Origin of the sequence: Streptomyces sp. NPDC003300, from assembly GCF_040610915.1 — a bacterium.
In the GTDB taxonomy this organism is placed as follows: domain Bacteria; phylum Actinomycetota; class Actinomycetes; order Streptomycetales; family Streptomycetaceae; genus Actinacidiphila.
Map to the genome: position 1 here is coordinate 1 of NZ_JBEXNE010000014.1, position 25850 is coordinate 25850.

The 25850-nt window shown below is 70.0% G+C and carries 21 protein-coding genes and 1 rRNA gene; 10 read left to right on the plus strand and 12 right to left on the minus strand.

Annotation, left to right across the window (positions count from 1 at the left end; all coding sequences use genetic code 11):
- Both rrf and ABZX65_RS20775 read left to right on the plus strand, forming a co-directional pair.
- Positions 1–88, plus strand: a 5S ribosomal RNA gene (rrf, locus tag ABZX65_RS20770); the annotation flags it as partial.
- Positions 89–158: 70 nt separating this feature from the next.
- Entirely contained in the window at positions 159–692 is a 534-nt protein-coding gene (locus ABZX65_RS20775; protein WP_355341795.1) for a GNAT family N-acetyltransferase, read from the plus strand.
- A gap of 78 nt (positions 693–770) precedes the next feature.
- Here the strand turns inward: ABZX65_RS20775 and ABZX65_RS20780 are convergent, their stop codons facing one another.
- Positions 771–1772: a hydroxyacid dehydrogenase gene (locus tag ABZX65_RS20780; RefSeq protein ID WP_355341798.1), complete on the minus strand. Its 1002-nt coding sequence runs from the start codon at positions 1770–1772 to the stop codon at positions 771–773.
- A gap of 446 nt (positions 1773–2218) precedes the next feature.
- On the opposite strand from ABZX65_RS20780, the gene ABZX65_RS20785 reads away from it, so the two are divergent.
- The 4 genes from ABZX65_RS20785 (at position 2219) to ABZX65_RS20800 (ending at position 7173) form a co-directional block, all read left to right on the plus strand.
- Complete coding sequence (locus ABZX65_RS20785) at positions 2219–3073, plus strand: ABC transporter permease subunit (protein ID WP_188285565.1); 855 nt, start codon at positions 2219–2221, stop codon at positions 3071–3073.
- Positions 3074–3174: 101 nt separating this feature from the next.
- Positions 3175–4038: a carbohydrate ABC transporter permease gene (locus ABZX65_RS20790; RefSeq protein ID WP_355341801.1), complete on the plus strand. Its 864-nt coding sequence runs from the start codon at positions 3175–3177 to the stop codon at positions 4036–4038.
- 105 nt (positions 4039–4143) lie between these two features.
- The gene (locus ABZX65_RS20795) at positions 4144–5796 is read left to right on the plus strand and encodes an extracellular solute-binding protein (RefSeq protein WP_355341804.1); all 1653 of its coding nucleotides are present in this window, start codon (positions 4144–4146) and stop codon (positions 5794–5796) included.
- A gap of 258 nt (positions 5797–6054) precedes the next feature.
- Positions 6055–7173 (plus strand): LacI family DNA-binding transcriptional regulator, encoded by a 1119-nt coding sequence (locus tag ABZX65_RS20800; protein WP_355341807.1) that lies wholly within the window; start codon positions 6055–6057, stop codon positions 7171–7173.
- A gap of 79 nt (positions 7174–7252) precedes the next feature.
- Here the strand turns inward: ABZX65_RS20800 and ABZX65_RS20805 are convergent, their stop codons facing one another.
- The 8 genes from ABZX65_RS20805 to ABZX65_RS20840 form a co-directional block, all read right to left on the minus strand.
- Positions 7253–8386 (minus strand): hypothetical protein, encoded by a 1134-nt coding sequence (locus tag ABZX65_RS20805; RefSeq protein WP_355341810.1) that lies wholly within the window; start codon positions 8384–8386, stop codon positions 7253–7255.
- Complete coding sequence (locus ABZX65_RS20810) at positions 8383–9810, minus strand: hypothetical protein (RefSeq protein ID WP_355341813.1); 1428 nt, start codon at positions 9808–9810, stop codon at positions 8383–8385. Before ABZX65_RS20810 ends, ABZX65_RS20805 begins: the two co-directional genes overlap by 4 nt.
- Positions 9811–10277: 467 nt before the next feature.
- The gene (locus ABZX65_RS20815; RefSeq protein ID WP_355341816.1) at positions 10278–11960 is read right to left on the minus strand and encodes a type IV secretory system conjugative DNA transfer family protein; all 1683 of its coding nucleotides are present in this window, start codon (positions 11958–11960) and stop codon (positions 10278–10280) included.
- 13 nt (positions 11961–11973) lie between these two features.
- Positions 11974–13401, minus strand: coding sequence for an ATP-binding protein (locus ABZX65_RS20820; RefSeq protein WP_188285564.1), 1428 nt, complete (start codon positions 13399–13401; stop codon positions 11974–11976).
- Between the two features lie 32 nt (positions 13402–13433).
- Complete coding sequence (locus ABZX65_RS20825) at positions 13434–14978, minus strand: SCO6880 family protein (protein ID WP_188285554.1); 1545 nt, start codon at positions 14976–14978, stop codon at positions 13434–13436.
- Positions 14975–16336 carry a hypothetical protein gene (locus ABZX65_RS20830; RefSeq protein WP_355341820.1) on the minus strand — a complete coding sequence of 454 codons (1362 nt, stop codon included), beginning with the start codon at positions 16334–16336 and terminating at the stop codon, positions 14975–14977. The genes ABZX65_RS20825 and ABZX65_RS20830 overlap by 4 nt, the downstream gene beginning before the upstream one ends.
- Positions 16326–17183, minus strand: coding sequence for a hypothetical protein (locus ABZX65_RS20835; protein ID WP_355341823.1), 858 nt, complete (start codon positions 17181–17183; stop codon positions 16326–16328). The genes ABZX65_RS20830 and ABZX65_RS20835 overlap by 11 nt, the downstream gene beginning before the upstream one ends.
- A gap of 198 nt (positions 17184–17381) precedes the next feature.
- Positions 17382–17690 carry a hypothetical protein gene (locus ABZX65_RS20840; RefSeq protein ID WP_093717809.1) on the minus strand — a complete coding sequence of 103 codons (309 nt, stop codon included), beginning with the start codon at positions 17688–17690 and terminating at the stop codon, positions 17382–17384.
- A gap of 280 nt (positions 17691–17970) precedes the next feature.
- Here ABZX65_RS20840 and ABZX65_RS20845 point away from each other — a divergent pair, with 280 nt between their 5' ends.
- Both ABZX65_RS20845 and ABZX65_RS20850 read left to right on the plus strand, forming a co-directional pair.
- Positions 17971–18975, plus strand: coding sequence for a bifunctional lytic transglycosylase/C40 family peptidase (locus ABZX65_RS20845; protein ID WP_355341827.1), 1005 nt, complete (start codon positions 17971–17973; stop codon positions 18973–18975).
- Between the two features lie 259 nt (positions 18976–19234).
- The gene (locus ABZX65_RS20850) at positions 19235–19945 is read left to right on the plus strand and encodes a phosphatase PAP2 family protein (RefSeq protein WP_355341830.1); all 711 of its coding nucleotides are present in this window, start codon (positions 19235–19237) and stop codon (positions 19943–19945) included.
- Positions 19946–19973: 28 nt separating this feature from the next.
- Here the strand turns inward: ABZX65_RS20850 and ABZX65_RS20855 are convergent, their stop codons facing one another.
- Together ABZX65_RS20855 and ABZX65_RS20860 are read right to left on the minus strand one after the other, a co-directional pair.
- On the minus strand, positions 19974–20885 hold the full coding sequence (locus ABZX65_RS20855; protein ID WP_355341833.1) for a hypothetical protein: 912 nt from the start codon (positions 20883–20885) through the stop codon (positions 19974–19976).
- 15 nt (positions 20886–20900) lie between these two features.
- On the minus strand, positions 20901–22244 hold the full coding sequence (locus tag ABZX65_RS20860) for a putative T7SS-secreted protein (RefSeq protein ID WP_355341836.1): 1344 nt from the start codon (positions 22242–22244) through the stop codon (positions 20901–20903).
- 246 nt (positions 22245–22490) lie between these two features.
- Between ABZX65_RS20860 and ABZX65_RS20865 the strand changes: the two genes are divergently transcribed.
- A complete protein-coding gene (locus ABZX65_RS20865; protein ID WP_355341839.1) occupies positions 22491–23159 on the plus strand; it encodes a hypothetical protein in 669 nt (222 codons plus the stop codon).
- A complete protein-coding gene (locus ABZX65_RS20870; RefSeq protein WP_355341842.1) occupies positions 23144–24154 on the plus strand; it encodes a hypothetical protein in 1011 nt (336 codons plus the stop codon). The genes ABZX65_RS20865 and ABZX65_RS20870 overlap by 16 nt, the downstream gene beginning before the upstream one ends.
- 45 nt (positions 24155–24199) lie before the next feature.
- Here ABZX65_RS20870 and ABZX65_RS20875 read toward each other — a convergent pair whose 3' ends face one another.
- The gene (locus tag ABZX65_RS20875) at positions 24200–25768 is read right to left on the minus strand and encodes an FAD-binding oxidoreductase (protein WP_355341844.1); all 1569 of its coding nucleotides are present in this window, start codon (positions 25766–25768) and stop codon (positions 24200–24202) included.
- Positions 25769–25850 lie beyond the last annotated feature (82 nt).

A 25850-nucleotide genomic window follows, 5' to 3' on the forward strand; every position in this document is an offset into this window, starting at 1 on the left:
CGGTTACATTCCGAACCCGGAAGCTAAGCCTTTCAGCGCCGATGGTACTGCAGGGGGGACCCTGTGGGAGAGTAGGACACCGCCGAACAATCTTTCAGCTCGGGTCCTCCGAATTTAATTCGGAGGACCCGAGCTTTTTTGCGTTGTACCGTCGGATGATGCGGTACGAGATACGGCCGGTGGCACCGGCGGAGTGGCAGCGGATCCGGGCACTGCGGTTGGCAGCGCTCCAGGACCCGGTCAGCAGCATGGCCTTCGCGCGGACCTTCGAAGAGGAGGCCGCGCTGAGCGACACGGTCTGGCAGCGACGGGCGTCCGGTGCCGGATCCCAGCAGTTCGTCGCCATCGACCGTGACGCGGTCCGCAAACCCGACGAGACCGACGGACACCAGGGCGGCGCCTGGGTCGGCATGCTCACCGTCGTCGTTGAGCGCCCCGACTACTTCTCCGTCAACGCGGTCTATCTGGTCCCCGAGACCCGCGGAACCGGTCTGGCCGAGCGCCTGTTCGCCGCCGCCATCGCCTGGGCCTGGGACCGTACCGACCGCGTGTACCTGTGGGTCCACCAGGACAACGGCCGTGCCGAGTCCTTCTACCAGCGCTTCGGCTTCATCCGCACCGGCGAGACGATGAAGTATCCGCTGAACCCGTCCGAGACGGAGTACGAGATGGTGCTCTTCAGGGACCGCTAGGCCGCGCCGCCGGACGACGACGAATCCGGCACCGTACCGCCGTACCGCTGCACGCCGCCGTACGCGTTGCGCGCCGCCTTACGCGATGCGCGCCAAGTCGTCCGCCAGCACGGCCCCCAGGAGGGCCTCGCCGCGTGTCCAGCGCTCGACCTCGTCGACGGCGTAGGCACCGAGCCGTTGGACCTCCGTGCCCTGGCAGCCCGCGATGTGCGGGGTGAGCAGGACGTTGCGGAGGCTGTGCAGCCGGTGGCCGCGGGGGAGTGGTTCGGGGTCGGTGACGTCGAGGTAGGCGTCGAGGCGGCCTGCGGCGCATTCGCGGGTGAGGGCCGCGGTGTCGACCAGTCGGCCGCGCGCGGTGTTGATGACGGAGGCGCCGTCGCGCATCAGGGCCAGGCGGCGGGCGTCGAGCAGGTGGTGGGTCTCGGGCAAATCGGGTGCGTGCACGGTCACGATGTCGGAGGACGCGCACAGTTCGTCGAGGTCCACGAGTTCGACGCCGAGAGCGGTGGCCTGGGCGGCGGAGACGTACGGGTCGGCGAGCAGGACGCGGAAGTCGGAGGGGGCGGCGAGGAGCCGGGCGATCACGCCGCGGCCGATGCGGGAGGCGCCGATGACGCCGACGACGGCGCCGTCCGCGCCGCGCCGGTCGCGGTAGCCGAGGAGTTGGCCGTCGGTGTACTCGGCGGCGGTGCCGAGCGCGCGGCGGGCGGCGAGGACGACCGTGGCCATGGTGAAGTCCACGACGGGACCGGCGTTGGCGTCGGCCGCCGACGAGACGGCGATGCCGCGCTGCCAGACCTCGGGCCCGACGTGGCCTTTGACGGTGCCGGCGGCGTGGATGACGGCGCCGAGCCGGGGCGCGAATGCCAGGACGGCGGAGTCGACTGCGGGCGCGCCCCAGCCGGTGAGCAGCACGTCGGCGTCGGCGAGCGCCGCCCGCGCGGCGGGCGTCGTGGTGTCGGTGACGAGGGCGGGGTGGACGGCCGCGAGGGCGTCGAGCCGGGTGCGCAGGGGGGCCGGAAGTACCAGGTCGAGGATGTCCGGACGCATCGCCAGCACCAGATTCGGACGCTCCGCCATGTCTGCCCCTCACGTGTCCGCAGGTCTGCGTGGGTCTGTGCACGGTGACGTGCTCGTGTTCGTGGTCCTGCTTGTGTTCATGTTCGTCGTCATGCGTGTGCGGCACCGTGCGTGCGGGCCGCTGTCCGCGCACATCGGTGTAATCGGTTTCTTTCTCTGGCTCTGAGATTAGGGCCGACGCCATCAGAGGTCAACGTCTTGGGCTGCGCGAGGGGTTGACCTGTCGTAGTAACCGGTTTAGGTTCCGTCCCACCTTAAGCGTCGAGGAGGACGCGATGGCGATTGCCGAACAGGACGCCACCAGCCGCGCCGATGCGGTGGGCGCGTCCGAACGACGCGTGAGACGCGCGAAACGCCTGGCCCGTAGGGGCGGGGCGAACCGTGTGAAGCCCGAGCCCGGCTCGCGCCGCAAGCGGCTGCGCCGGGATGCCGCCCTCGTCCTGCTGATGGCGCCCGGCGTGGCGTACTTCCTGCTCTTCCACTACGGCGCGATGGTCGGGAACGTCATCGCGTTCAAGGACTACGTGCCCTTCGACGGGCTCTGGGCCAGCCAGTGGGTGGGCTTCGCGAACTTCCAGCGGATGTTCGGCGACCCGGACTTCTGGGCCGCGGTCGTCAACACCCTGTGGATAGCGCTGCTCCAGCTCGTCTTCTTCTTCCCCGTGCCGATCGCGCTGGCGATGCTGCTGCACAGCCTGACCCGCGACAGCGTGCGGCGGTTCGTGCAGAGCGTGGCGTATCTGCCGCACTTCCTGTCGTGGGTCATCGTGGTGGCCCTCTTCCAGCAGGTGCTCGGCGAGACCGGGCTGCTCAACAGCGTGCTCGGCGACGCCCACCTGCACACCGTGAACATCATCGGCAACCCCGACGCGTTCAAGCCGCTGGTCGTGGCCCAGGTGATCTGGAAGGACTGCGGCTGGGGCACGATCATCTTCCTCGCCGCGCTGTCGCAGGTCGACGAGCAGCAGTACGAGGCCGCGGCGATCGACGGCGCGGGTCCGTGGCGGCGGTTCTGGCACGTCACCCTGCCGTCGCTGCGGCCGATCATCGTTCTTCTGCTGATCATGAGGCTCGGCGACATCCTGTCGGTCGGCTTCGAGCAGATGCTGCTCCAACGGCCCGCGGTCGGGCCTGAGGCGGCCGAGATCATCGACACCTTCGTCTACTACAAGGGCATCATCGGCGGCGACTTCGGCTATGCCGCCGCGGCCGGTCTCTTCAAGGGCGTCGTGGGCGCCGTACTCGTCTTCACCGCCAACAAGGTCGCGCACCGGCTGGGCGAGCAGGGGGTCTACCGATGAGCGCCGTTCAGTCCGCCGGTCGCACGCCTCGTACCGGCCCGTTCCGTTCGGTCCGCCCGCGTCGTTCGAGTCGCCCGGTCCGTCCCGTCCGTCCTTCGTGGATGGAGAAGCCGAAGCCCGTCACCCAGGCGGCCAAGGCGCTGGCCCTGGTCGCCGTCGTCCTGCTGGTCACCGTCCCGTTCCTGATCATCGTGTCGACCAGCTTCGCGTCCAACAAGGACGTGGTCGCCAACGGCGGCTGGGTGCTGTGGCCGGAACACCCCACTCTGCGCGCCTACCGGGAGATCTTCGACGGCAGCATCGTCACCCACGCGCTGTGGGTGAGCGCCGGTGTGACGATCATCGGCACGGCCCTCAGCCTCGCCTGCACGATCGGCCTGGCGTACGCGCTCAGCCGTCCCCAGGTCTTCGGCGGCAAGCCGATCCTGCTGCTGATCCTGTTCACCTTCCTCTTCCCGCCCGGCATGATCCCCGGCTTCCTGCTGGTCAAGGGCCTGAACATGCTCGACAGCTACGAGTCGTTGATCGCGCCCGTCCTGATCAATGTGTTCAACCTCGTCGTACTGCGGGGCTTCTTCCAGTCGATCCCCGAGGAGCTGTACGAGGCGGCCCGGCTGGACGGCGCGGGCGAGTGGCTGATCCTGCGCAGGATCGTCCTCCCGCTGTCCAAGGCGGCCCTCGCGGTCGTCGGGCTCTTCTACGCGGTCTCGTACTGGAACGCCTGGTTCTACGCGTCGATCTACCTCAACTCCGACCACTGGCCGCTCCAACAGGTGCTGCGCACGTATGTCATCGGGGGCGCGCAGCTCGCGGACTCCGGGGCCAGCGAGGCGGGGATGGTCTCGTCGCCCCAGACGATCCAGATGGCTGTGCTGGTGGTGGCGACCGTGCCGATCCTCGTCGTCTACCCCTTCCTCCAGAAGTACTTCACCAAGGGCGTGCTGACCGGCGCCATCAAGAGCTGAGCCGTACGCGGGCCGAGCGGCCGAGCGGCCGCGTGGCCGCGGACCGTGCCGCCGTACCCGTATCACCGCACCCGCATCGCACCCGTACCCCTGAAAGGACTGACCGTGAGCACCTCGTCGTTCTCGCGGCGTACGCTGCTGCGCTCGATCGCCGCAAGTGGCGCCGCTCTGGCCGCCCCATCTGTTCTCGCCGCCTGCTCGTCCTCCTCGTCCGGCGGCCACGATGTGAGCAACGCGGGCAAGAAGCTCGCACCCTGGCCGACGTACAAGCCGGTCAGCGGGCCCGCGCCCGATCTGCCGGGGACGGCGGACGGGGTGCAGCCGGGTTATCTGACGTATCCCAAGAACCTGGTCAGCGCGGTCGCCGACAAGCCGGGCAACGGCGAGACGATCAAGGTGATGACGATCTCGTACGGGACGCCGCCGAAGCCCGCGTCGGAGAACAAGTTCTGGGCGGCGGTCAACAAGGCGCTGGGGGTGAACATCGAGTTCACGGTCGTGCCGGACTCCGACTACGACAACAAGATGGCCACCTTGATGGCGGGCAACGACCTGCCGGACGTCATCAACCTCGGCGGCGGTCACGTACTGCCCCGCGAGGCGCAATTCGTGCAGGCCAAGTGCGCGGACCTGAGCGAGTACCTGGCGGGCGACGCGGTCAAGGACTACCCGAATCTGGCGAACATCCCCACCTACGCGTGGGAGGACATGGGCCGGATCAGCGGGCGGATCCTCGGCATTCCGGTGCAGCGGTCCGCGCCCGGCACCACGCTGTGGATCAACAACGACATCTTCAGCGCGGCCGGCATGAAGGACGGCTGGACGTCGGACGACTTCATGGCCGTCGCCAAGGAGGCGACGCACGGCAAGAAGTACGCGCTGGGCGCGGCGCAGCAGACCGGCTTCGGCTTCGCGGTGCACACGATGGCGTTCGGCGCGCCGCAGGAGTGGAAGCTCGACGGCGGGCACTTCGTCGACGCGTACGGCACGGACGAGTACAAGGCGGGCCTGGAGTTCATGCTGAAGCTGCGGCAGGCGGGAACGTACCTGCCGAACGCGCTCAGCACCTCCACCGTCGACTGCAAGACGCTCTTCTACAACGGCACGGTCGCGTCGATGGGTGACGGCTTCGGGGCGCTGACCACGAGCATCCCGAGCATCAAGGACGCCTTCGTCCTGGACGGCGCGGTGCCGTACACGCCGTCGGGCGGCGGCAAGCCCGGCATGGAGCGGGCGCGTGGGATCTTCGGCTACACGGTGCTGAAGAAGGCCGCGCCCGAGCGGATCAAGCTGATCCTGCGGGTGCTCGACTACTTGGCGGCGCCGTTCGGCACCAAGGAGTACGAGCTGACGCACTTCGGCATCGAGGGTACGCACTTCACGCGTGACGCGGAGGGCTCGCCGATACCGACGGACCTCGGTCTGGTGGAGAGCACCGTCAATCTTCCGATCAAGTACCTGTCCGACGCGCCGCAGGTGCTCTACCTGCCGGGGCGGCCGGACGACGTCAAGCGCAGCCACGCCTGGCAGGTGAAGATCGCGCCGATGCTCGTACGCAATCCGCGGTTCGGCCTCCAGTCGGAGACTTTCACCCGGTCGGGAGCCACCATCGGGCAGTACCGGCTCGACACGATCGGCGCGATCGTGGCCGGGCGCAAGCCGCTGAGCGCGTGGGACGAGGCGGTGAAGAAGATGCGCGGCGACGGCCTGAACAAGATCGCCGACGAGTACGCGGCGGATTACGCGGCCAACCACTGACGCCCTGTGCCTGCCGCCCGGCCCCGCACTACTACGCTGGGCGGCAGCGCGGGGGGCGCCGGGCGCCGCGTCGAACGATGTGTCGGGCGTGGGACCCGGCCCTGCGCTGAGCCTGGCGCCGGGCCGTGGGTCGGTCCTTGCGTCGCGTGTTGGCCGTCGCGGATCCGGAGCCGCGGGCCGCTGAGGAATCGGATGGCGGGGATGGCGGAGACTGCACCAGAGCCGGGGCCGGGTAACGGGCCGGGCGCGGGAAGCCCCATGGGTGCGGGGACCGCGGCGGGTGCGGGCGGCGGGAGCCGACGCGTCACCATCCGCGATGTCGCCGTCCGGGCGGGTGTCTCGGTCGCCACCGTCTCGCGGGCGCTGGCCGGGAACTACCCGACGTCGGCCGCCGCGCGCGCCAAGGTGCTGCGGGCGGTCAAGGACCTCGACTACGTGATCGACGGCCGGGCGCGGGCGCTGGCCGGGACGGGGCCCAAGACGGTCGCGGTGATCATGATGTCGGTCGACAGCTACTTCTTCGCCGCCGTCGCCCAGGGCGTCGAGCAGGAGGCCGCCGCGCGCGGCCGGCTGTGCATGGTGTGCAGCCACGGCGGTGACGAGGCGCGCGAGCTGGCGCTGGTGCAGATGATGCGTGAGCAGCGCGCCGAGATCGTGATCCTGGTCGGCGGCGCGGTCGAGGACGAGGCGTACCGCGTGCGGCTGACCGAGTACGCGCACGGGCTCGCCGCCGCGGGCTCCCGGCTCGTGCTGTGCGGGCGCCCCGCGCCGAGCCCCGACACCCCGGTCATCGCGGTGGAGTACGACAACGAGGCCGGTGCGTACGCCGCCGTCAGCCACCTGCTGTCCGCCGGGCACCGGCGGATCCTCTACCTGGGCACGATGCCGGGGCACAGCACGGCCGAGCCGCGCGTGCGCGGTTACCAGCGTGCGCTGGCCGACCACGGGCTCGGGCCGGAGCACCAGCGGATCGCGGGTATCGGCCTCGGTCGCACCAACGGCTACAACTCCATGCGGGACCTGCTCGCGCGGTGCGACGGCAACCCCGACTTCACCGCGGTCTTCGCCGGTGACGATCTGGTCGCAGCGGGCGCTATGGCCGCCATGCGCGAGCGCGGGCTCCGCACCCCCGAGGACATCTCGGTGGTCGGCTACAACAACGACGATGTCTCCCAAGACCTCAACCCTCCCCTGACCACCGTCAACATTCCTTCCTACGAGCTCGGCCGCGCCGCCGTCCGCCTGGCCCTCGCCGAAGAGGACGCCGGCCTCCCCGGCTCCGCCCGCGGCACCGCCCAGACCCGCCATCTCCTGGGCACACACATCGTCCTGCGGGAGTCCGTGCGACGGCTCACGGCGGAGGAGTCAGCGCTTTAGGAGCGCGGTCCTTCGCGTTCGCTCCCGCGGTCGGCGGTCCCCGAGTTCTTCTCGGGTGCGGCCCTCTGTGGAGGCGTCCTCACCCTTGCCGGAGCAGTGAACCGAATCCCGCCACCCGCAGGCGCGAAGCGAATTCCCTCTCGTCCAGCCCGAATTCCTCCGCCGTCCGTCCCAGGTGCCAGTCGTGCGCTGCCAGCCGTTCCAACAGGTGTCCGCGCCGAATCTGCGTCTCGGACAGACGAAAGGTCTTCAGATACGCGAGCCGACCGTCCGCCGCGGTGATGACCTCACCTATGTGGTTCTCCTCGCGGGGCCGAAAGGCCGGTATGAATCGCGACAGCGTGAACCCGCCCGCCCGGTACACCTTCCGCGTCGCGTACTCGGTATTCAGCAGCCCCGCCGCCATCGTCCCGTCGTGGAATTCCGCCCACGCCCGCTGTTCCGCGGCCACCGCCGCTCGCAGATTCGCCGTCGTCCGCACCTGCGTCTCGTCGATCCTCGGTACGAAGTCCGGCACGGCCGCGCTCAACAGGGCGTATTGGTAGATGAGTTCCCCGTACAGGTCCTGGACGAGCGTGGCGTGCAGCGCCCGGTAGTCCTCCGGGTGCGGTACGACGAAGGCCGCGGCGAGGGCGTCGGCCGCGTAGAGCAGCACCCCGCACTGGCCCGGGTGTATCTCGAACACCTTCAGCGCGTCACCGAGCCCGCGCACGGTCACGCCGATGTACGCCTCCTCCACCCGAGGCGACAGGCCCTGCCTCAGCGCCCGCTGCGACCACTCCTCCCACGCGATGGTCGGGCCGCCGAAGTGCAGCGCCAGATAACCGTCGAGCGCGAGGTGCAGCGGCAGGAACCGCAGTCGGTGCTTGGCCTCTCGGCGTGCCATCCGGCGGTGGATGCGCAGCGGCATCGCGGTCACGGGCTCGGCGTCCCGGTCGCCGCGCAACTGTGTCCCGTACGCCGCCGCGGCGCCCGCATGACCGCTGTCCGCGCCCCAGTCGGCGACGAAGCCGTGCGGGATGTACGAGGTGTAGGTGGTGCGCGGCCCAACCGTCACCACACCGATGCCGTCCCCGTACAGCTCGGCGTGCAGCCGCAGGCCCGGCAGCGGTTCGGCGCGGACCAGCGGGACGAGGCGGATGCCGCCCCAGACCTGCGAGGGGCGCGTGGTGAGTCCGGCCAGGTCGAGGCGGAGGGTGCCGGTGGCGGTCATCGGGCCTCCTCGGGTGCGGTCAGGAACGCGGTGATACGGCTGTCCAGGTGGGCGCGCAGCTCGGGCAGGCCGGTGCGGCCGCTGGCGAACCGCGCCAGGCCGACCAGCGACGGCAGGTCCTCGGCGTCGCGGATGCCCGCGGTGGGTACGGTCGGGGCCAGGCGGCGCACGTCGAAGTCGTCCGCGTCGTACACGGGGTTGAGGTGTACGACGGTGACCCGCCCGTCCGGGTCGAGCCGCGTCCGCCATACGCGCAGCACCTCGGCGGCCAGCCCCGGCGGTGCGTTGTCCCAGCCGTCGGAGATGATCAGCAGCCGGTCCGGGCCGGTCTCCAGTGCGTCCAGAATCCGCTCGCCGAGCGGGGTCGCCCCGTGCGGGAACGCCAGCAGCGGATCGCTCCGTCCCGATGTCCACAGGGCTGTGTACGAGTCGGCGAGTGCCTCCAACAGGTGGTGGGCTGCGAGCGCCACCGCGAGCGGGCGGCGCCGCTTCTGGCCGGAGCCGTAGGAGGAGAAGCTGTCGTCCAGGACTGCCGCGACCCGGCCCCAGCCGCGCTCGCCGCGCGCGGCCCGGCGCGCGGCGGCCCGCAGCGCCGCTGTCAACTCCGTCCGCCGCCCGACTCGTTCGTCCAGGGACAGCCCGAGGACGTACGAGGCAAGCCGGGTCAGCGGCATCCGCGTCAGGTCGGTCCGGACGGCGGTCGCGCCGTGGCGGCGCGCCGAGTCCTGGAAACGGAGCCGTTCGAGCCGGGTCATCCGGGGCGCGATCCGCTCCAGGAATGCCGCGCGTGCGATGCCGTGCCGGGCCGCGAAGCCCTCCGCGACGGTGAACGGCAGCTCGTAGACCGCCGCCTGCTCGTAGTGCGCGCGTCGCCAGGTCTCCAGCAGCGGCGTCCCGTAGCGCGTGCGGCGGCGCGGGGCGAACAGGAAGTCGCCCAACTCGGCTTCTCGTGCGGGCAGGTGGGCGTGCCGCAGCGCCGTCTTCACCCCGGTCCGGTACTTGACGGCGTCGAACGCCGGGTCGGGGCGGGTGGCCAGCCAGTCCCGCATGATCGCGCGGGTGCGGCGGTTGTTGACCTTGGCCCGGCGCAGCGCGGCGAAGAGGGTGTAGACCCGCTGCGGGGGCAGTGCGGTCAGCCGTCGGGCGATCAGCCGGCCTTCGGTGCGGCGCTGTTCGGGGGTCGCTTCGGTGGCGCTCTCCAGCAGTCGGCGGATGATCAGCGCTGCGTTGTGGTCGTTGATGTCGAGGGCGAGCGCGGCGGCGTACAGATCGCGGTAGTTGCCCAGCATGTACGCGTGCAGGAAGTCGAGCGAGAGGTGCTGGGTGTCGGCGTCGGAGTGGAATTCGCGTTGGGCGGTGGAGGTGGTCGCGGCATTGGCGAACAGGAGGACGTCCTCGGCGGCGATCAGTCCTTCTGGCTGCATGAGGTGACTCCTGTTCTCGCGTAGATGTGTTGGGGCGTCGAGTGCTGGTGTGTTCGAGGTGTTCGGCGTCGACCGGGGAATGAGGACGCGAGCTGCGAATCATTGCTTCAGAGGCAGGTTCCGGAAGTCGCGACGGAGTCCCGCGGTCGACTCTCGAACGGTAACAGGGTCGGCGGATTCGCTCGCGGAGTTTTCCACAGGGCGACTTTCGGCGAATGAGTTATCCACAGGCTGGAAATCAGTTGCCCCACGAGGACGGTGTGGAGCGGATACTGATGATCAGTGACAAGCGGACATTGACAACTCAACAGGGAGCAGAGGAAGCAGGGGCGCGAACCGGCCGGGCGGGCGGGCGCCGCGCCCGCGTTCCCGCCGGGGGCATCTCTCCCGTGCGTTCTCGCCCGCGTGTGCGCACACGCGGGCGGGCGCGTGGGCGCGGGCGTGCGGCCGGGCGCCCGCGCGCGGAATCAGCGGATGCGGACCGCGTCCGGGATCGACGGCGGGAGCGTGTCGGCCGTCTCATCGCCCAGGGCCAGGCGCATGTCGGCGTGCTGCCACAGCGGCGCGTGCCAGCGCGCGAGCGCCTGTTCGGGGGAGCGCAGGACGGCGAGGGTGGGCAGACCGGAGTGGTGACCGGTGCTCAGCAGGTCCGACAGGCCCGGGAGCGGGGCCAGCGCGGCGACGTCGTCCAGGATGAAGGTCAGTGGTGGGTCGAGCCGACCGGCGGATGACGTTGCGGCCATGCGCCGGCCGTGCTCGACCACGCTGGAGACGAGTGCGGTGAGCAGGGGCATCGCACCCAAGTGGGTCCGCGGATCCTCGATGCGCTCACCCACTACGTAAAGTGTGCCCCTTTCCGCGACGAATGACTCCATGTCGAGGCCACCTGAGCGCGGTGGATTGCAGGCGTCGCGGATGTGTACCGCGTTCAGCGGTTCGAGGGTCTGGCGGATCAACGCCTGCGCCGCGTCCCGGCGTTCGGGGTGGGCGTGCAGCACCGACTCCAGTTCGCCGCTCCAGCCGGAGGCGGCCTCGGTGTCGGTACGCAGGATCCGCACCGCCTCACCGGCCGCTGAACCGCTCGCCGCCCAGCGCTGCACCTGGCGGAATGGCCCGCCGTCCAAGGCCGCCGCGTGCAGCCAGCAGCGCAGCAGTGTCACGGCGGTGTCGTGGACGATGGCCTCGTCGGCGCGTGCGGGCCGCAGTGGCGCCAGCAGTGCGCCCGCGCGTATCCCAGCGGTCTCCGGTCGCTCGCAGCCGCCGTGCGGCGCCCACCGCAGCCGCCCGGGCACATCGAGGAGGTGCGCCGGATCGTAGACGTGGACGGGACCGAGCTTGCTGCGGTTGCCGACGGTCTGCTGATAGGTGTCCGGGTCCGCGGTGGTGACCACGGCGGGTCCCGCGGCGGCCAGGACGGCGGGCTGCACGATGCGCTTGGACTTGTCGCCGCGCGGGCTGGCGAACAGGGCACAGGTGCGGGTGACTTCACCGCCGGGCAGTGGGTCGGCGACGGGGTGCGGGATCGGGGCCGCGGCCATGGTGCCGGTGGCTCCGGCGGCGGTGGGCCCGGTCGCTTCGGTGGCCGTGGCGGGGATCGGCTCGAAGGCCGTGGTGGGCGCGTCCTCGCGCGGGCCCGCCGCGCCCGGCACGGAGCGGAACCAGGCGTCCAGGCCGTCGTCGCCCGCGGCGTTGGACCCGACCGGCTGGCCGCGGCGGCGGCGCGGCGAGGGCAGCGGGGCGCGCTCCACCGGCGCGGGCGACGCCTCAGGGGCCGGGGCGGGCGGGGCCTGGCGGGGTGCCCTGAGGCGGGCGCGGGTACGGGCCACCGCGTTCAGCACGAAGACGGTCAGGACGAACAGCACCATGAACTGGCTGATGAAGATGCCCCAGAACAGCCCGGAGCCGGGCAGTTGGCCGGGAGGCGAGTCGGGCCAGGCCGCGGCGACGTCGTGCGGTTCCGCGATCAGGTGCCGCATGGCCTGGGGGGTGCGGGTGAAGTGCACCTCGGCGGGCCAGCCGCCGTGCGAGAGGACCCCCGCGATGCCGGTGGCCGTCCACACCAGCAGCGTCACGCCCAGCAGGAAGCCGAGGACGCCGACGATCAGGCCGTCCGGCAGGCCCCCAGAGGACTCGCGTTTCCTCCCGGCCATGTCACCCCACCTCTCATGCCACCGCGTCGTCGGCCAACTGCTTGGCCAGCGCCACCTCGGCGGCGGCGTGTGCCTCGGCACGGGCCTCGGCCTCCGCCTCCGACGCCGCTTCGGCCTCGACCTCCGCTTCGTGCTCCAGGGAGGTCTCGGTCATCGCGCGGTCGGTGAAGACCAGGGGCCGTTCCGCCTCGGTGATCAGGTGCTTGACGACCTGCACATTGCCGTTGACGTCCCAGACGGCGATGCCGGGGGTGAGCGTCGGGATGATCTCCACCGCCCAGCGCGGCAGGCCGAGCACCCGCCCGGTGGCGCGCGCCTCGTCGGCCTTCTGGGCGTAGATGGTGCGGGTGGAGGCCATCTTCAAGATGGCGGCGGCTTCCTTCGCCGCGGCCCCGTCGACGACGTCCGAGAGGTGGTGGACGACGGCGACGAAGGACAGGCCCAACCGGCGGCCGAACTTCAGCAGCCGCTGGAAGAGCTGGGCCACGAAGGGCGAGTTGATGATGTGCCAGGCCTCCTCGACCAGGAAGATGCGTTTCTTCCGGTCGGGCCTGATCCAGGTGTGCTCCAGCCACACACCGACGATCGCCATCAGGATCGGCATCGCGATCGAGTTGCGGTCGATGTGGGAGAGGTCGAAGACGATCAGCGGCGCGTCCAGGTCGATGCCGACGGTCGTGGGCCCGTCGAACATGCCCCGCAGGTCACCGTCGACCAGCCGGTCGAGCACCAGGGCCACGTCCAGGCCCCAGGCGCGGACGTCGTCCAGGTCGACGTTCATGGCCTCCGCCGACTCCTCCAGCGGGTGCCGCAGCCGTTCCACGATGTCGGTGAGGATCGGCTGCCGGTCGGTGATCGTCTCGATCACATACGCGTGCGCGACCTTCAGCGCGAAGCCGGACCGCTCGTCGAGACCACGGCCCATCGCGACCTCGATGATCGTCCGGAGCAGCGCGAGCTGACCGGTGAGGGTGATCGCCGGGTCCAGGGGATTGAGCTTGATGCCGCCGTCCAGCGCGGCCATAGGGTCCAGCCGGATGGGAGTTAATCCCAGCGACTTCGCGATGAGGTTCCACTCGCCGACGCCGTCCTCGCCCTGCGCGTCGAGCACCACGACCTGCCGGTCGCGGAAGCGGAGCTGGCGCAGCACGTAGGTCTTCTCCAGCGCCGACTTGCCGTTGCCGGACTCGCCGAGGACCAGCCAGTGCGGGGCGGGCAGTTGCTGACCGTAGAGCTGGAAGGGGTCGTAGATGTAGCCCTTGCCCGAGTACACCTCGCGGCCGATGATGACGCCGGAGTCGCCGAGGCCGGGGGCGGCGGTGGGCAGGTACACCGCCTGGGCCTGGCCGGTGGAGGTGCGCACCGGCAGCCGCGTCGACTCGACCCGGCCGAACAGGAAGCTCGTGAAGGCGTCCGTGAGCGCCGCAAGAGGGTCCAGCATGGGCATGGCGGTGGCCTCCTCGTACGGGCGGACTAGCGGCGGATGCCGGTCGCGAACGGCAACGTATTAACGAATGCCCGGTGGTGCTCACGATCGCACCACTCAAGCTTCAAATACGACTTACCGGCGGAAGCGCGAATGGTGCGCTTGTCGCGCGCCAGCGCTTCCGGGGAGCGCGAGGACACCGTGATGTAGCCGACGAGGTTGACGCCGGCGGCGCCGCTCGCCAGGTCCTCGCCGCGCTGGTCGATCCGCCCGTGGTGGGCGACGTCGCGCGGGTCCACGACCCGGTTCATCTTCGCGGCGCGGCTGGCGTCGGCGTCGTCGTTGGTCTTCTCGGTCAGCATCCGCTCGATGGCCACATCGGTGGGTTCGAGGTCCATGGTGACCGCGACCGTACGGATCACATCGGGGGTGTGCACCAGCAGCGGCGCCAGGAAGTTCACCCCGACCGGCGTCATGGGCCACTCCTTGACCCACGCGGTGGAGTGGTTCCAGGGCGCGCGGGTCGACGACTCACGGGTCTTGGCCTGCAAGTACGTCGGCTCGGTCGCGTCCAGCTCGGCCGGCCAGGCGTTGCGGCGGGTCATCGCCTGGATGTGGTCGATGGGGTGGTCCGGGTCGTACATCGAGTGCACCAGTGACGACAGCCTGGCCTGGCCCAGCGGCTGCCTGACGCGGATGTCGGCTTCGGCGAGACGGGCGCAGATGTCGTTGAGCTCACGGGCCATCACCGCGGCGAGTCCCGCGTCCTTGTCGACCTTCACGCCGCGGCCCGAGGTGGCGCGTGCCATCGCGTTGCCCTCGGCGGCCAGTTCGCGCGTGAAGTGCATGCACGCCACCAGATACGCGCGGTGCTGCTCGGAGGAGGTCGACACCATGGACTGGAGCTGGTCGTAGGAGTCCTTGAGCCAGTTCTCTGCCGCCGGGTCGCCGCGCTGGGCGACGTCCTTGGCGTGGGCGTCAGGGTCGGCGGGCAGGGTGCGGGCGAGCATCTGAAGCCGGGTCACGAAGCCGTCGCCGTTGGCCACATGCTTCAGCAGGGTGCCGAACCGCTCGACCAGGGCTTCCTGGTCCTCGCTGTCGCGCAGCCCGACGCCGGGTCCCTCGATCTCGATGGCGGCCGTCACCGTACGCCGGTCGACGTGCAGCAGCACCGCGATCTCGTCGGGCCCGAATGGCGCCGCCAGCCAACTGATCCGCCCGATCCCCGGCGGCGGCCCGACCTCGACCTCGCGCCCGTCGAGCCCGATCCCGGCCTCCTCGATCCCCGACCGGTAGGTGGGAGAGACCCGCAGCGTACGGCGGAAGGTGCGGTTGATCTCGAACCAGCGGTAGAACGTGCGCCGCCGGTACGGCATGTACACCGCGGCCAGGGCCAGCATCGGCCAGCCGACCAGGCCGACGATGCGCAGAAGCAGCACCGGGACCAGCAGGCCGCACAGCATGCCGAGGCCCGCTCCGGCCACGATCAGCGCGATCTCGCCGGTCTCCCGGTTCTTGCCCACGATCGCGTTGGGCCGGGCCTTGCCGATCAGATACGTACGGCGCGGCTGGGTGAAGGGCTGGGTCGTCACCGGCGATCACCTCCCTGCGAATTGCCGTTGTTCGATCCTGAGCCCGAGCCTCTGCCGAAGTTCGAGCCGAAGTTTCCGCCCCCGAAGCCGTTGCCACCAGTACGTGAGCCACCGCCGGAGCCGCCGCTCCCGCCGGACGGTCCCGGATTGCCGGTACGGCTGCTGTGCGCGGCCACCCCGCCCGCCACCGGGTTCGACGGCTGCGAGCCGCCGCCCTGCGCCTGCTCCTGCGGGCCGCCGCGCGCGCTGTGCGTGTTGATGCCCTGCCGCACCAGCGCCGCGGGCGACGAGATCACCGCGGCGGCCTGGCTCTGGCCGCTGGCCTTGCGGTTGTTCCGCAGATTCACCACGTCGTCGCCGAAGCCGGGCACGAATCGGTAGATCATCGCGCTCGCGAAGATCGCCAGCAGGATGATCGACAGGCCGGACACCACCGCTGAGAACGCGTCAGGTCCGTCCTTGGACGACGACAGCGCGCCGGCCAGACCCAGCACGATCACGATCACCGGCTTTACCAGGATCACCGCGATCATGATCCCGGCCCAGCGGCGCACGTGGCCCCACATGTTCTTGTCCACCAGACCCGCGTACACCGCGGTGCCCAGCAGCGCCCCCACGTACAGCAGGGCCGCCCTGATCACCAGTTCGAGCCAGAGCACACCGGCCGCCAGGATCGACACCATCGACACCACGATCAGCATGATCGGGCCGCCGCCGATGTCCTTGCCCTTCGTTAGCGCCCCCGAGAACGACCCGAAGAACACATCCGTGTTCGACGACGTCCCCGACGAGATCACCTCCGTGACCGCGTCCGTCGCCGTCACCACCGTGTACAGCACGAGCGGTGTGAACGCCGACGCCAGCACCGTCAGCCACAGAAACCCGACGGCCTCCGTCAGCGCCTCCGTCAACGGCACCCCGCGCACCGCCCGCTTCGCCACCGCCAGCAGCCACAGCACCAGCGTCAGAATCGTCGACGCCGCGAACACCACCGCGTACTGCCGCAGAAACGCGGTGTTCGTGAAGTCGACCTGCGTCGTCTTCGTCACCGCCTGGGACAGCTTGTCGATCGTCCACGCGGCGGCGTCGGCGCAGCCCCGCCCGAGGGACGTGAGCGGGTCGAGCGTGGTGCTGGAGTCGGTCCCGCCCTTGGTGGAGGTGGAGGGCGCGCCGTTCTCGCAGTACGACTTGGCCGGGCCGATCAGCAGGGTGCACGAGTCCCTGCTGGGGGTCGGAGCGGTCGTGCTGGGCGCCGGCGGCGCGGCCATGGCCCGGCCGGCCAACAGGACCAGGCCCGCTGGCAGACCGGTCAGGACGGCCATGCGCGCGGTAACGCGCAGACCTCGGTTAGCGGGCATAGGTGAACCCTCCGTACTCCTCGACCGCCTTGGTGATGTCCGGGGCACTCGCGGCGGGCACATCACCAGGTACGGGGGCCGGACCCGACGTCTGCGCATCGGATGCGATCTTCCAGTCGTTGCCGGACCACGTGAGCGTGAAGGTCCAGGTCATCCAGTCGGTGCGGACCGGGTCGGTGGAGCCGGTGCCCGCCATGCCGATCAGGGCCATGTACCAGACCGACACCCGCGCGGTGTCCGCGGTGTACGACTCGGTCTTGGTGCCCACGGGGACGGTGCGGGAGATGAAGGTCTTGCCTTGTGGCGCCTTGCCGCTCGCGTCCAGGCCCAGCTTGGCGAGGAAGTCCGCCGAGTAGGCCTGGTCCAGCGGGCCCTTGAGCTTGGCGGCGGCGGTCGGCGTGTAGATGGTGTCCACGATGTGCTGACGGGAGTCGGCGGTGAACATCTCGACCCCGCCCATCGCCACGGCGTAGTTCGCCGCCGCCGACTGCGCCCCCTCCCCGCTGTGGGCGAAGCCGGAGGGGATGCCGCCGCTCTTGCCGGTGACCGGCTTCTGGCTGGAGGGGGCGGTCGGGGCGTCCGTGCCGGTCTTGCCACCGCCCCCGCCACCGCCGCTGGAGCCGGCGGTGGCGCCGGAACCGGCTGCCGTGCCGTTGTTGGCGGAGCCGGAGGAGGACGGGTGGGAGCCGCGGTTGGCGAAGGCCAGGGCCGCGACGAGGAGGGCGATGATGCTGACGACGGTGACCAGGGCGCGCCGGGGCTGGGGGCGGCGGGCACCGCCTCCGTGGCCGCCGTGGCCCTCCGGCATCCGGGTCCTGGTCGGGGGTCCGTCCTGGCCGAGGCTCATCGTGCCTTCGCCCCCTGGGGCGCCCGCGCCGCGGGCACGCCGGAGCGGCGTGTGGCACGGACGGCACCGCTGCTTGGTTGAGTGGGCATCAGCACGCAGCCTCAGGTGGGAAGGTGGAGCCTGGGACGGGCTCCAGGGACGTCGACGGAGAAGCGGATACGAAGTGGGACGGGCGGCTGTTTCCAGCGGGTCTCGGGTCTAGACGGCCATCCCGTACACGATGGTGAACAGCGTGCCGAGTGATCCGATGATGAACACGCCGGTCAGCCCGGCGATGATCAATCCCTTGCCCTGCTCCGCGCTGAAGGTGTCGCGCAGCGCGGTCGCGCCGATCCTCTGTTTCGCCGCGCCCCAGATCGCGATGGCCAGGCACAGCAGGATCGCCACCGCCATGACCACTTCGATCATCACGCGTGCTTCATTGCCGAGGGACCCGAAGGGTCCCCAGTCCGGTGCGATGCCACCGATGATGGTGTTGATGTCGCCCTTAGCGGCTGCCACGAACATGTAACTCACCACCCCGCTCGATCAGTTGGCTCCCTCGCCGGGGCGCAAGGGTCCAGGGTCTATCTTGGCCGAGGATGACGCTGTTGCATGTCGACTCAACGACTTTCTCGGCGGATCGTCCGTGTGATCCGGCCCGTAGCCGTCAAAATAGTGCGCGGACCGGTGTTCGATAGGACGTAGACGACTACTCTGTGTATCACGAGCGTCACCGTAGGGCAACGATAGGAACGTACGAGACCGTACGAGTGCGTGTTCGGGAACCGAGAGGAAGGGTCGCCCTGTGGCGCGGAAGATCTGGCTCCCCGTCATTATCGGCTGTGGCCTGTGCTTTTCGTTCCTCGCGCTGCTCGTGGTGGGCACGTACTCGGCCGCGGCCGGGCTCGCGGGCGGTGGCGGCGGCGGGACGGTGACGCTCGCCAAGGGATCGGTTCCGGCCATATATCAGTCGCTCGTCCAGAAGTGGGGCAATCTCTGCCCCGCGCTCAACCCGGCGCTGCTGGCGGCGCAGCTCTACCAGGAGAGCGGATGGAACCCGCGGGCGCAGAGTCCGGCCGCCGCGCAGGGCATCGCGCAGTTCATTCCGGGCACCTGGGCCACCCACGGCATCGACGCCAACGGTGACGGCAAGGCGGACGTCTGGGACCCGGAGGACGCGATCCCGTCGGCCGCCTCGTACGACTGCGAGTTGGCGTCGTACGTGAAGAACGTGCCGGGCGACCGGACGGCGAACATGCTGGCGTCGTACAACGCGGGCGCGTACGCGGTGATAACGGCGGGCGGTGTCCCGCCGTACGCGGAGACCCAGAACTACGTGAAGATCATCACCAGCCTGTCGAAGAGCTTCGCCGCGCCGGTCGGCCGGGTCGCGCCGTCGCAGCAGGCGGCCGGGGCGATCTACTACGCGCAGCAGCGGCTGGGTACCGACTATCTGTGGGGCGGTGAGGGTACGGCGGCGCAGGGCGGGCGGTTCGACTGCTCCGGGCTGACGCAGGCCGCGTATCACTCGGTGGGGATCGAACTGCCGCGCGTGGCCAACGACCAGTGGAACGCCGGGGCGCACCCGTCGCGGGCCGAACTCCTCCCCGGCGACCTCGTCTTCTTCGCCACCGACCTGACCGACCCGCGCACCATCCACCACGTCGGGATCTACGTCGGCGGCGGCTACATGATCGACGCGCCGCACACCGGGGCCAAGATCCGCTTCGACCCGATCGGCTCGGCGGACTACATCGGGGCGACCCGCGTCACGCGTGACGGTGCGGCGGCGCTGCCGACGGCTCTGTAAGTCCACGCCGCCCGACGCGGCTTTCGTGTCAGCTCTGCGTAAGGCTCTGGCCTGTGCGCCGGGCCGCAAATGGGCCAGATCGTCCTCTCCGGTCACCCTTGGATAACGGCATGGTGATCTTCTGGCGAAGACCGGAACGCTACGTAGCGTGTCGGTCGTTGTACGGGGGAGAATGGCGCGGGACGCAAGCGACGGGGGTTGCAGACGAGCCGAGCCGTACAGGCACAGTCAGTGAGTTGCTAGGTAAGGGGCACCACCCATGGCAGCGGTCGCCAATGACAGCGTGAACCCCGACATCAGCCTGCTCCGCGACATCAACGACCTGGCGAAGCACGCCCCGCGCGGTGTCGACCGGGCCGTGGAGTTCATCGGCGAGTACGGGCTGATCGGCCTCACCGTACTGCTGGCCGCCCTGTGCTGGTGGCGCGTCGCCCGCCGCGCCCCGGTCCCGGATGCCCCGGCCGCCGTCGCCGGTGTGCTGTGGTCCGGCCTCGCCGCCGGCGTCGCCCTGCTGCTCAACATCCCGATCCGCGCCCTGGTCCAGCGGCCAAGACCTTTCGTGGATCACGACGGCATCGACGTCCTGGTCCACGGCAAGACCGACTACTCCTTCGTGAGCGACCACGCCACGCTGACCGCCGCCATGGCCGTCGCCCTCTTCATGGTCAGCCGCAAGGTCGGCACCGTCGCCATACTGCTCGCCCTCGGCGAGGGCTTCTGCCGCGTCTACATGGGTGTCCATTACCCCACGGACGTCATCGGCGGCTTCGCCCTCGGCGCCGCCACGGCCCTCCTCCTCGCCCCCCTCGCCCTGGCCCTCCTCACCTCACTCACCACCGCGGTCTCCCACTCCCGCGCGGCCTCCCTCATCCACTCCCGCCACCGCCTCGCCACCACCACCCCCGCACCCCCGCGCCGCGGCCAGCACTACCCCCACCAAAGCGCCCACGACAAGGACCTCGCCGCCTGACGCTCCCTCACGCGGCTATGGCACGTCGTCACATGTCATCGGGGTGAGGAGCGGCCGGGGAGCCGTCGTCGGTCATGCACACCGAGACGGACTGCCCCGTCCGGTGTGAAGAACGCCACAGCTCCGCCTGGACGAGACCGCTCGGCAGCCGGGTGAAGACCCGGGGAAGGCCGGCGTCGACCTTGAAGCGCTTGGCCGTCTCGGACACCTGTGCGCGCTGGCCGTCGGTGAGATCGGCCTCGGTGATGACACGCGAGGCGCCGTTGACGGCGTTCACCAGGAGCTTGGCCTGGCTCGTGGCCTTCGCGTTCAGCCGTATCCACGAACCGTCGGTGAACGTGAGACGCAGATCGGGATGGGCGCCCGAGTACGACATGACCTCGGCGTGCGTGATCGTGGAACGCGGCGTCGACCAGAGGACTTCGGCCTCGTCCGGGCTCTTCGGCCCGTAACCGACGACGTACACGCTCCGGTCGGTGACCGCGAGGTCCGTGGCGAGGAGGGCCACGCCCGCGCGGCGCGGCACCCGGCCGGGGTCCAGCTCCCATGGCACGTTCCGTGCGAGCGCGCCACGCTCGGCCCACATGACGGGGAAGTCCTCGACCTCGTTCTCCGGGTCCTGCGATTCGCGCGGCCCCCGCGGCTCGCGCCCACCGCCCACCCCTGACGGCCCGCCCAGATTGACGATCGCTCCGACCACCGCGGGAACCCACCGCAGCATTCCGTTCACCGCGCTCTGCTCGCGCTGCTCCGAGGCGTCGAGCACCGCGAACTCCGGCCGCGCCGGCCAGGCCTCGTCGGCCTGCAACTCCGCTTCGATGTCGCGCCTGTCCGTGCCGCGAAACGACCGTCGCCCCTCCACGAGGCGGGACACACCCGTCGCGAATTCGATCGGCCATCGGATCTGGAGCACCTCACCGGGCGCCGGCTGCCATGTCATTCCCTGTGCCCAACCTCAGTGATCGCTCGCGGACTGATGAAAGCGGTCCCCCAGGTGTACAGCCTCGCCGATGTGCTGCGGTATGGACCACACCTTCGGCGCGAGCTTGAGCCCGGCGTCGATGTTGCGGCCGAGGCCCGTCAACGGATCGACGGCGAGTCGGCTCTCCTTGGCGATGAGGTTCCATCCCTTCGTACCGATGAGCTGGCCCTTGGCGATGTTGTTCTCCGCCACCATGGCCAGGCGCCCCTTCATCCCGGTCGCGCTGATCCCCTCCACGCTCTTCTTCCCCCACAGGGCGATGTTCTTGAACTTGACGCCCCCGGAGACGACTTCGTCCGCCTTCCCCACCCAGTTGATCCCCTCCGTGGCGCCCTTCGTGATCGCCGAACCCACCTTGTAGGCCCTGCCGAGCTGAACTGCCCGTTCCGCGGCTGTCACCCCCTTCACGGCCGTCGACGCGCCCTTGGTGAACGCGGTGAGTCCCGGAACGGAGCCGAGCGCGTCGAAGCCGACACTCAGCCAACTCACGTCCGCGCCCGCCAATTTGGCGATCAAGTGCGTGGCCAGCGCCAAGGCGCTCGTGGCCACCGCCAGCCCGGCGAAGATCGCGCCGATGGGCTCGAAGGGCAGCGTCAGGATCGCCAGCATTCCGAGGATGCCGCTGAGGTCGCTGAGCAGGTCGCCGATGAGTTTGATGAGATCGGCGTGGTCCTTGACCCACTGGACGGTGTCGTTCCAGGCGTCCTCGACGCCGTGCGCCAGGCGGCTGAACAGGCCCGGTTTGTCCGGGGCGATGTCGCCGGCCTTGTCGAGGTCGTGGCTGATGGATGTGGCGGCGGTGGTGAAGCGGTGGTGGAGTTCTTCGGCGCGGTGGCGTACGCCGTCGAGGGCGTTGGTGGCGTCGGTGACGGCTTGTTGGGCTTTGGCGTCCTTGCCGAGTTGGGCGGGGGTGGCGAAGGTGGGCCGGTCGCCTGGGGGGTGGGGTGGGTCGGCGGTGGACTTCGCGTGGTCGAGGGAGCCCTGTTTGGTGGCGGCTTCCTTTTCGAGGGCGTCGGCCTCGGCCTGGAAGCCGTGGAGTTGGTCAGCCCAGTGGGACAGGGCGCTGGAGGCGCGGCCGAAGGAGTCGTGCGCCTTCTTGATCAGGGGCGCGACGTCGCTGTCGATGTGGGAGACGAAGGCCGTGGCGGCCTCGCCCTTCCAGTAGCCGCAGTCGAGCCGGTCCAGCTCGGTGACGGTCGCCGTCAACTCTCCGTGCAGATCGCCCAGTTGGCGCGCCAGGGCGCGCGTCCTGTCCACGTCCCCCGGCGTCGGGTCGAACCCGAGCAGCGGGAACTTCCCCGCCCGCGCGTCCCCCATCGAACCCACCCTCCCCGCCCCGCCCGAAGCTCTGGTGTTCGAGTGATCGACGCTATACGTACGGTGATCGACGTGACAAGTGGGGCCCCTGGGGTGGGCGCGATTCCGGGAGTGAAGGGTGTGTGAAGTGTGCTGCGAACCGGTACCGATCACGGGAGGGCCCTACAGCCCCACGACGCGCGCCGGTAATGTCAAGGGCTACGCGCAACTGACTCGGTAACTGGACGACTCACGGGGGATCTCATCGTGACCCGCTCATCCCTGCCCATCGCCGTCGCCCTCGCAGCGTCGGCGGGCCTGCTGCTGACCGCTTGCGGTGGGGGTGGGTCGGACAGCTCGGACAAGATTCAGCCGTCTGAGACGGTGACGACGGCGGCGCCTACGGCGACGACGGCTTCGCCTACGCAGGCGGCGGGGCCGAACGCTCCGAAGTTCGATTTGCCGTCCGACGTCAAGGTGGACTTCAAGGGGTTTGACGACAGCGACCCGACGAAGAAGGCCGTGCTGACGGATGCCACGTACGCGGCGCAGGCGGTGCTCGAGATCGAGGTGAAGGCGCACTCGAAGGTGACGCCGAACTTCAGCCGGTTCTGGACGGGTGACCGCGGAGCGGCCTTCGCTGACTCGCTCTTGGCGCAGATCAAGGGCAAGGGCGGGATCACGGGGACATACCACTACTACAACCCCGTGGTGAAGACGCTGGCGAACGGTGGCGGCAATCTCTCCGTCGCGTACTGCGAGGACCAGCGGAAGGCGTACTCGAAGGATTCGACGACTGGCCAGGCGAAGATGACGACCCCGTCGGCGACCGACTTCCGTCAATGGACGCTGCTCATGACGAAGTCGTCGTCGGGTGAGTGGACGGTCTTCGACCACCAGTGGCTCAAGGGGGCAAAGCAGTGCCAGGTCGCGTGAGTAACCGAGTCAGTCGTGGACTCGTCACTACACTGATGTGCCTCTCTTTCCTGACGGCCGGGGTCACTTCGGCCTCCGCCGGTGACGATGTCGACGCGAACGGGCCGACCGGTAACAGCACTACCACCGGGGACGGGACCACCTATACCGCGCATGTGGACTACGTCCACCGCGGGACGGGGGACGGGGACAATCCGCAGCCGGTGAGGTCGTCCAATGCCAACTTCTCGCCGCCGGTGTGCTGGTACACGGCCATGACTCCGGCGCAGATGAAGGCGGAGATCATGGCGCGGTTCTACAAGGCCGGTCACGACGGGTCGGGCACGACCTACAACTTCTACAACGATCAGAACAACGAAATGGACGGGTACAAGTACAACGAGGGCAAGGACGGTAATTGGTGGGTCCTTACCTGGGACGAAGTACAGTTGAACCAGCCGAACCATGGCTTCTGCCCCTATGACGACGGGTACTTCTGGCGGCCGCCCGCCGACCCGCCGGCCGGACAGATCACCCCGAAGATGTTGGCCGACGCCGCGTACGGGCAGATGAAGCTGCCGTCCAAGGGTGTTGACCTCAGTCCGGCGCCGGAGAATCAGAAGGTCAATCTGCCGACGTATGTGAAGTTCCAGCGGGCGAACGCGCAGGTGTCGGTGACGGCGCAGCTCACGGAGCCGAATGGGCAGGTGCTCGCGGCGACGGTGACGGCGGTGCCGCAGAGCCTGAGGGTGCAGGCGGGGACGCAGTACGCGCGGCCGGGGAGTTGTGAGTACGACCTCGGCGGGGCGGCGGCGTTGAACTCGGCGGGGGCCGGATGCAACGTCACGTACCTGAAGGCGAGCGCGGGGACGTATCCGTTCACGGCGGACATGACGTGGCGCGTGTGGTGGACACCGACCGCGAATTCGCAGCCCAACGGTACGCCGATGGACGCGGGATTCTCCGAGTTCCAGCAGGACGTCACCGTGCAGGAGATTCAGGCTGTCAACCGCTGAATCGCGGTGGGTCGCTTCACCTTTTCTCGGGTTTCCCCCGGGGGGCTAGAGGGCCTGGGGGAAGGTGAAGAGGCGGTGGGGGTCGAGGTGGGATTTGAGGGTGGTGAGGCGGGGGGCGTTGGGGCCGTAGTAGGCGGTGCGCCAGGTGGGGAGGGTGGGGTCGGCGTAGTTCTGGTACGCGGCGCCCGAGGCGTAGGGGGACATGGCCTTGTGGGTGGTGTCGAGCCAGCCGGTGGTGGAGAGGGCGTCCGAGGCCAGGTATTGGGTGAGGACGCGTGAGGTGCGGTGGCAGAAGGCGGTGTCCGTGGGGGACGGGCGGTTGACCGCGCCGCCGAGGGCGGTGAGGGCGATGCTGCCGGCGCCGTCGCCGGACTGGGCGGAGAGCCGCTCGACGGCCGAGAGCAGCGTGGAGATGCCCGCGTCCGGCAGGTCCTTGTCGTAGAAGTCGGAGCGCGCGGTGTAGGTCTCGCGGTGCAGGTGCCCGGCGGGGGTCAGACGGCACTGGGCGGCGGACAGACCGGCGCAGCCCGCGTACGAGAAGGTCGCGTCGAGGTAGCTGTGCGGGCGCAGCGAGACGGTGCTGGCGTCGGCGCCGATGCCGGCGGCGAGCCGGTCGGTGGCGGCGGCGAGGTCGTCGCGGGAGCCGGTGGAGAGCATCGGGACGGCCACGGTGGGGGAGCCGCCGGCGTCGCAGTCGAGGTGCAGGGCGGACCAGATGTGGTCCGGCTGGTCGGGGCCCCAGCGCTGCCAGGCGCGGATCACGGCGGCGGCCCGGCTCCACGGCCAGGTGAGGTAGCCGGTGACGACGCCGTCGGGCATCGGGTGGGTGGCGAAGCGCAGTGACGTGACGACGCCGAACTGGCCGTTGCCCGCGCCGCGCAGCGCCCAGAACAGCTCGGGCTGGGAGTCGGTGGAGCAGTCGAGGACCCGGCCGTCGGCGGTCACGATGGTGGCGCCGACGAGGCTGTCGCAGGTCAGGCCCATGGAGCGGCTCATGACGCCGTGGCCGCCGCCGAGCGCGAGTCCTGAGACGCCGACGGTCGGGCAGGACCCGGCCGGGATCGTCCGGCCCCGCTTGCCGAGCGCGGAGTAGACGTCGATGAGCTTGGCGCCCGCGCCGACCGTGGCGGTGGTGCCGTCGAGGCGGATCGAGTTGAGCCGGGAGACGTCGATGACCAGGCGGCCGTCGCCGCTCGACCAGCCCGCGTAGGAGTGGCCGCCGCTGCGGATGGCCAGCGGGGTGGCGGTGCGGCGGGCGAAGTCCAGGCAGGCGCGGATGTCGGAGGTGCCGGTGACGTACGCGATGCCCGCCGGACGCAGGCCGTCGAAGCGGGTGTTGTACAGGATCCGGTCGGCGGCGTACGCGCTGTCGTCCGGGCGTACGAGGCCGCCGTCCAGGGACGTGGCGAGGGCCGGCCAGTCGGGTTTGACAGGGGGCGCGGTGGTGGCCGCGGTCGGCGTGGCGGAACCGCCGGAGGACGACGGGGGCGCGGACGTACCGCCCTTGGCGTCGTCGCCGCTGTCGGGTCCGCAGCCGGTCAGCCAGGCGGCGGCCAGTACGGCCCCGCCCGCCTTGAGCGCGGTCCTGCGCTCGACCCGGTCGCCCTTGTCCATACGGTCACCCCGGTCACTTCGGTCCTCCGGGTCCGTCAGGACCGCAGGCTCCACACGACTCACTTGCCCCACCGCCTTCGCC

Excerpts from the sequence above, each read along its gene's own strand:
- ABZX65_RS20775 (WP_355341795.1), top strand. The coding sequence starts at position 159 with ATGCGGTACGAGATACGGCCGGTGGCACCGGCGGAGTGGCAGCGGATC.
- ABZX65_RS20780 (WP_355341798.1), bottom strand. The coding sequence starts at position 1,772 with ATGGCGGAGCGTCCGAATCTGGTGCTGGCGATGCGTCCGGACATCCTC.
- ABZX65_RS20785 (WP_188285565.1), top strand. The coding sequence starts at position 2,219 with ATGGCGCCCGGCGTGGCGTACTTCCTGCTCTTCCACTACGGCGCGATG.
- ABZX65_RS20790 (WP_355341801.1), top strand. The coding sequence starts at position 3,175 with ATGGAGAAGCCGAAGCCCGTCACCCAGGCGGCCAAGGCGCTGGCCCTG.
- ABZX65_RS20800 (WP_355341807.1), top strand. The coding sequence starts at position 6,055 with ATGGGTGCGGGGACCGCGGCGGGTGCGGGCGGCGGGAGCCGACGCGTC.
- ABZX65_RS20805 (WP_355341810.1), bottom strand. The coding sequence starts at position 8,386 with ATGACCGCCACCGGCACCCTCCGCCTCGACCTGGCCGGACTCACCACG.
- ABZX65_RS20810 (WP_355341813.1), bottom strand. The coding sequence starts at position 9,810 with ATGCAGCCAGAAGGACTGATCGCCGCCGAGGACGTCCTCCTGTTCGCC.
- ABZX65_RS20815 (WP_355341816.1), bottom strand. The coding sequence starts at position 11,960 with ATGGCCGGGAGGAAACGCGAGTCCTCTGGGGGCCTGCCGGACGGCCTG.
- ABZX65_RS20820 (WP_188285564.1), bottom strand. The coding sequence starts at position 13,401 with ATGCTGGACCCTCTTGCGGCGCTCACGGACGCCTTCACGAGCTTCCTG.
- ABZX65_RS20830 (WP_355341820.1), bottom strand. The coding sequence starts at position 16,336 with ATGCCCGCTAACCGAGGTCTGCGCGTTACCGCGCGCATGGCCGTCCTG.
- ABZX65_RS20835 (WP_355341823.1), bottom strand. The coding sequence starts at position 17,183 with ATGAGCCTCGGCCAGGACGGACCCCCGACCAGGACCCGGATGCCGGAG.
- ABZX65_RS20840 (WP_093717809.1), bottom strand. The coding sequence starts at position 17,690 with ATGTTCGTGGCAGCCGCTAAGGGCGACATCAACACCATCATCGGTGGC.
- ABZX65_RS20850 (WP_355341830.1), top strand. The coding sequence starts at position 19,235 with ATGGCAGCGGTCGCCAATGACAGCGTGAACCCCGACATCAGCCTGCTC.
- ABZX65_RS20855 (WP_355341833.1), bottom strand. The coding sequence starts at position 20,885 with ATGACATGGCAGCCGGCGCCCGGTGAGGTGCTCCAGATCCGATGGCCG.
- ABZX65_RS20860 (WP_355341836.1), bottom strand. The coding sequence starts at position 22,244 with ATGGGGGACGCGCGGGCGGGGAAGTTCCCGCTGCTCGGGTTCGACCCG.
- ABZX65_RS20875 (WP_355341844.1), bottom strand. The coding sequence starts at position 25,768 with ATGGACAAGGGCGACCGGGTCGAGCGCAGGACCGCGCTCAAGGCGGGC.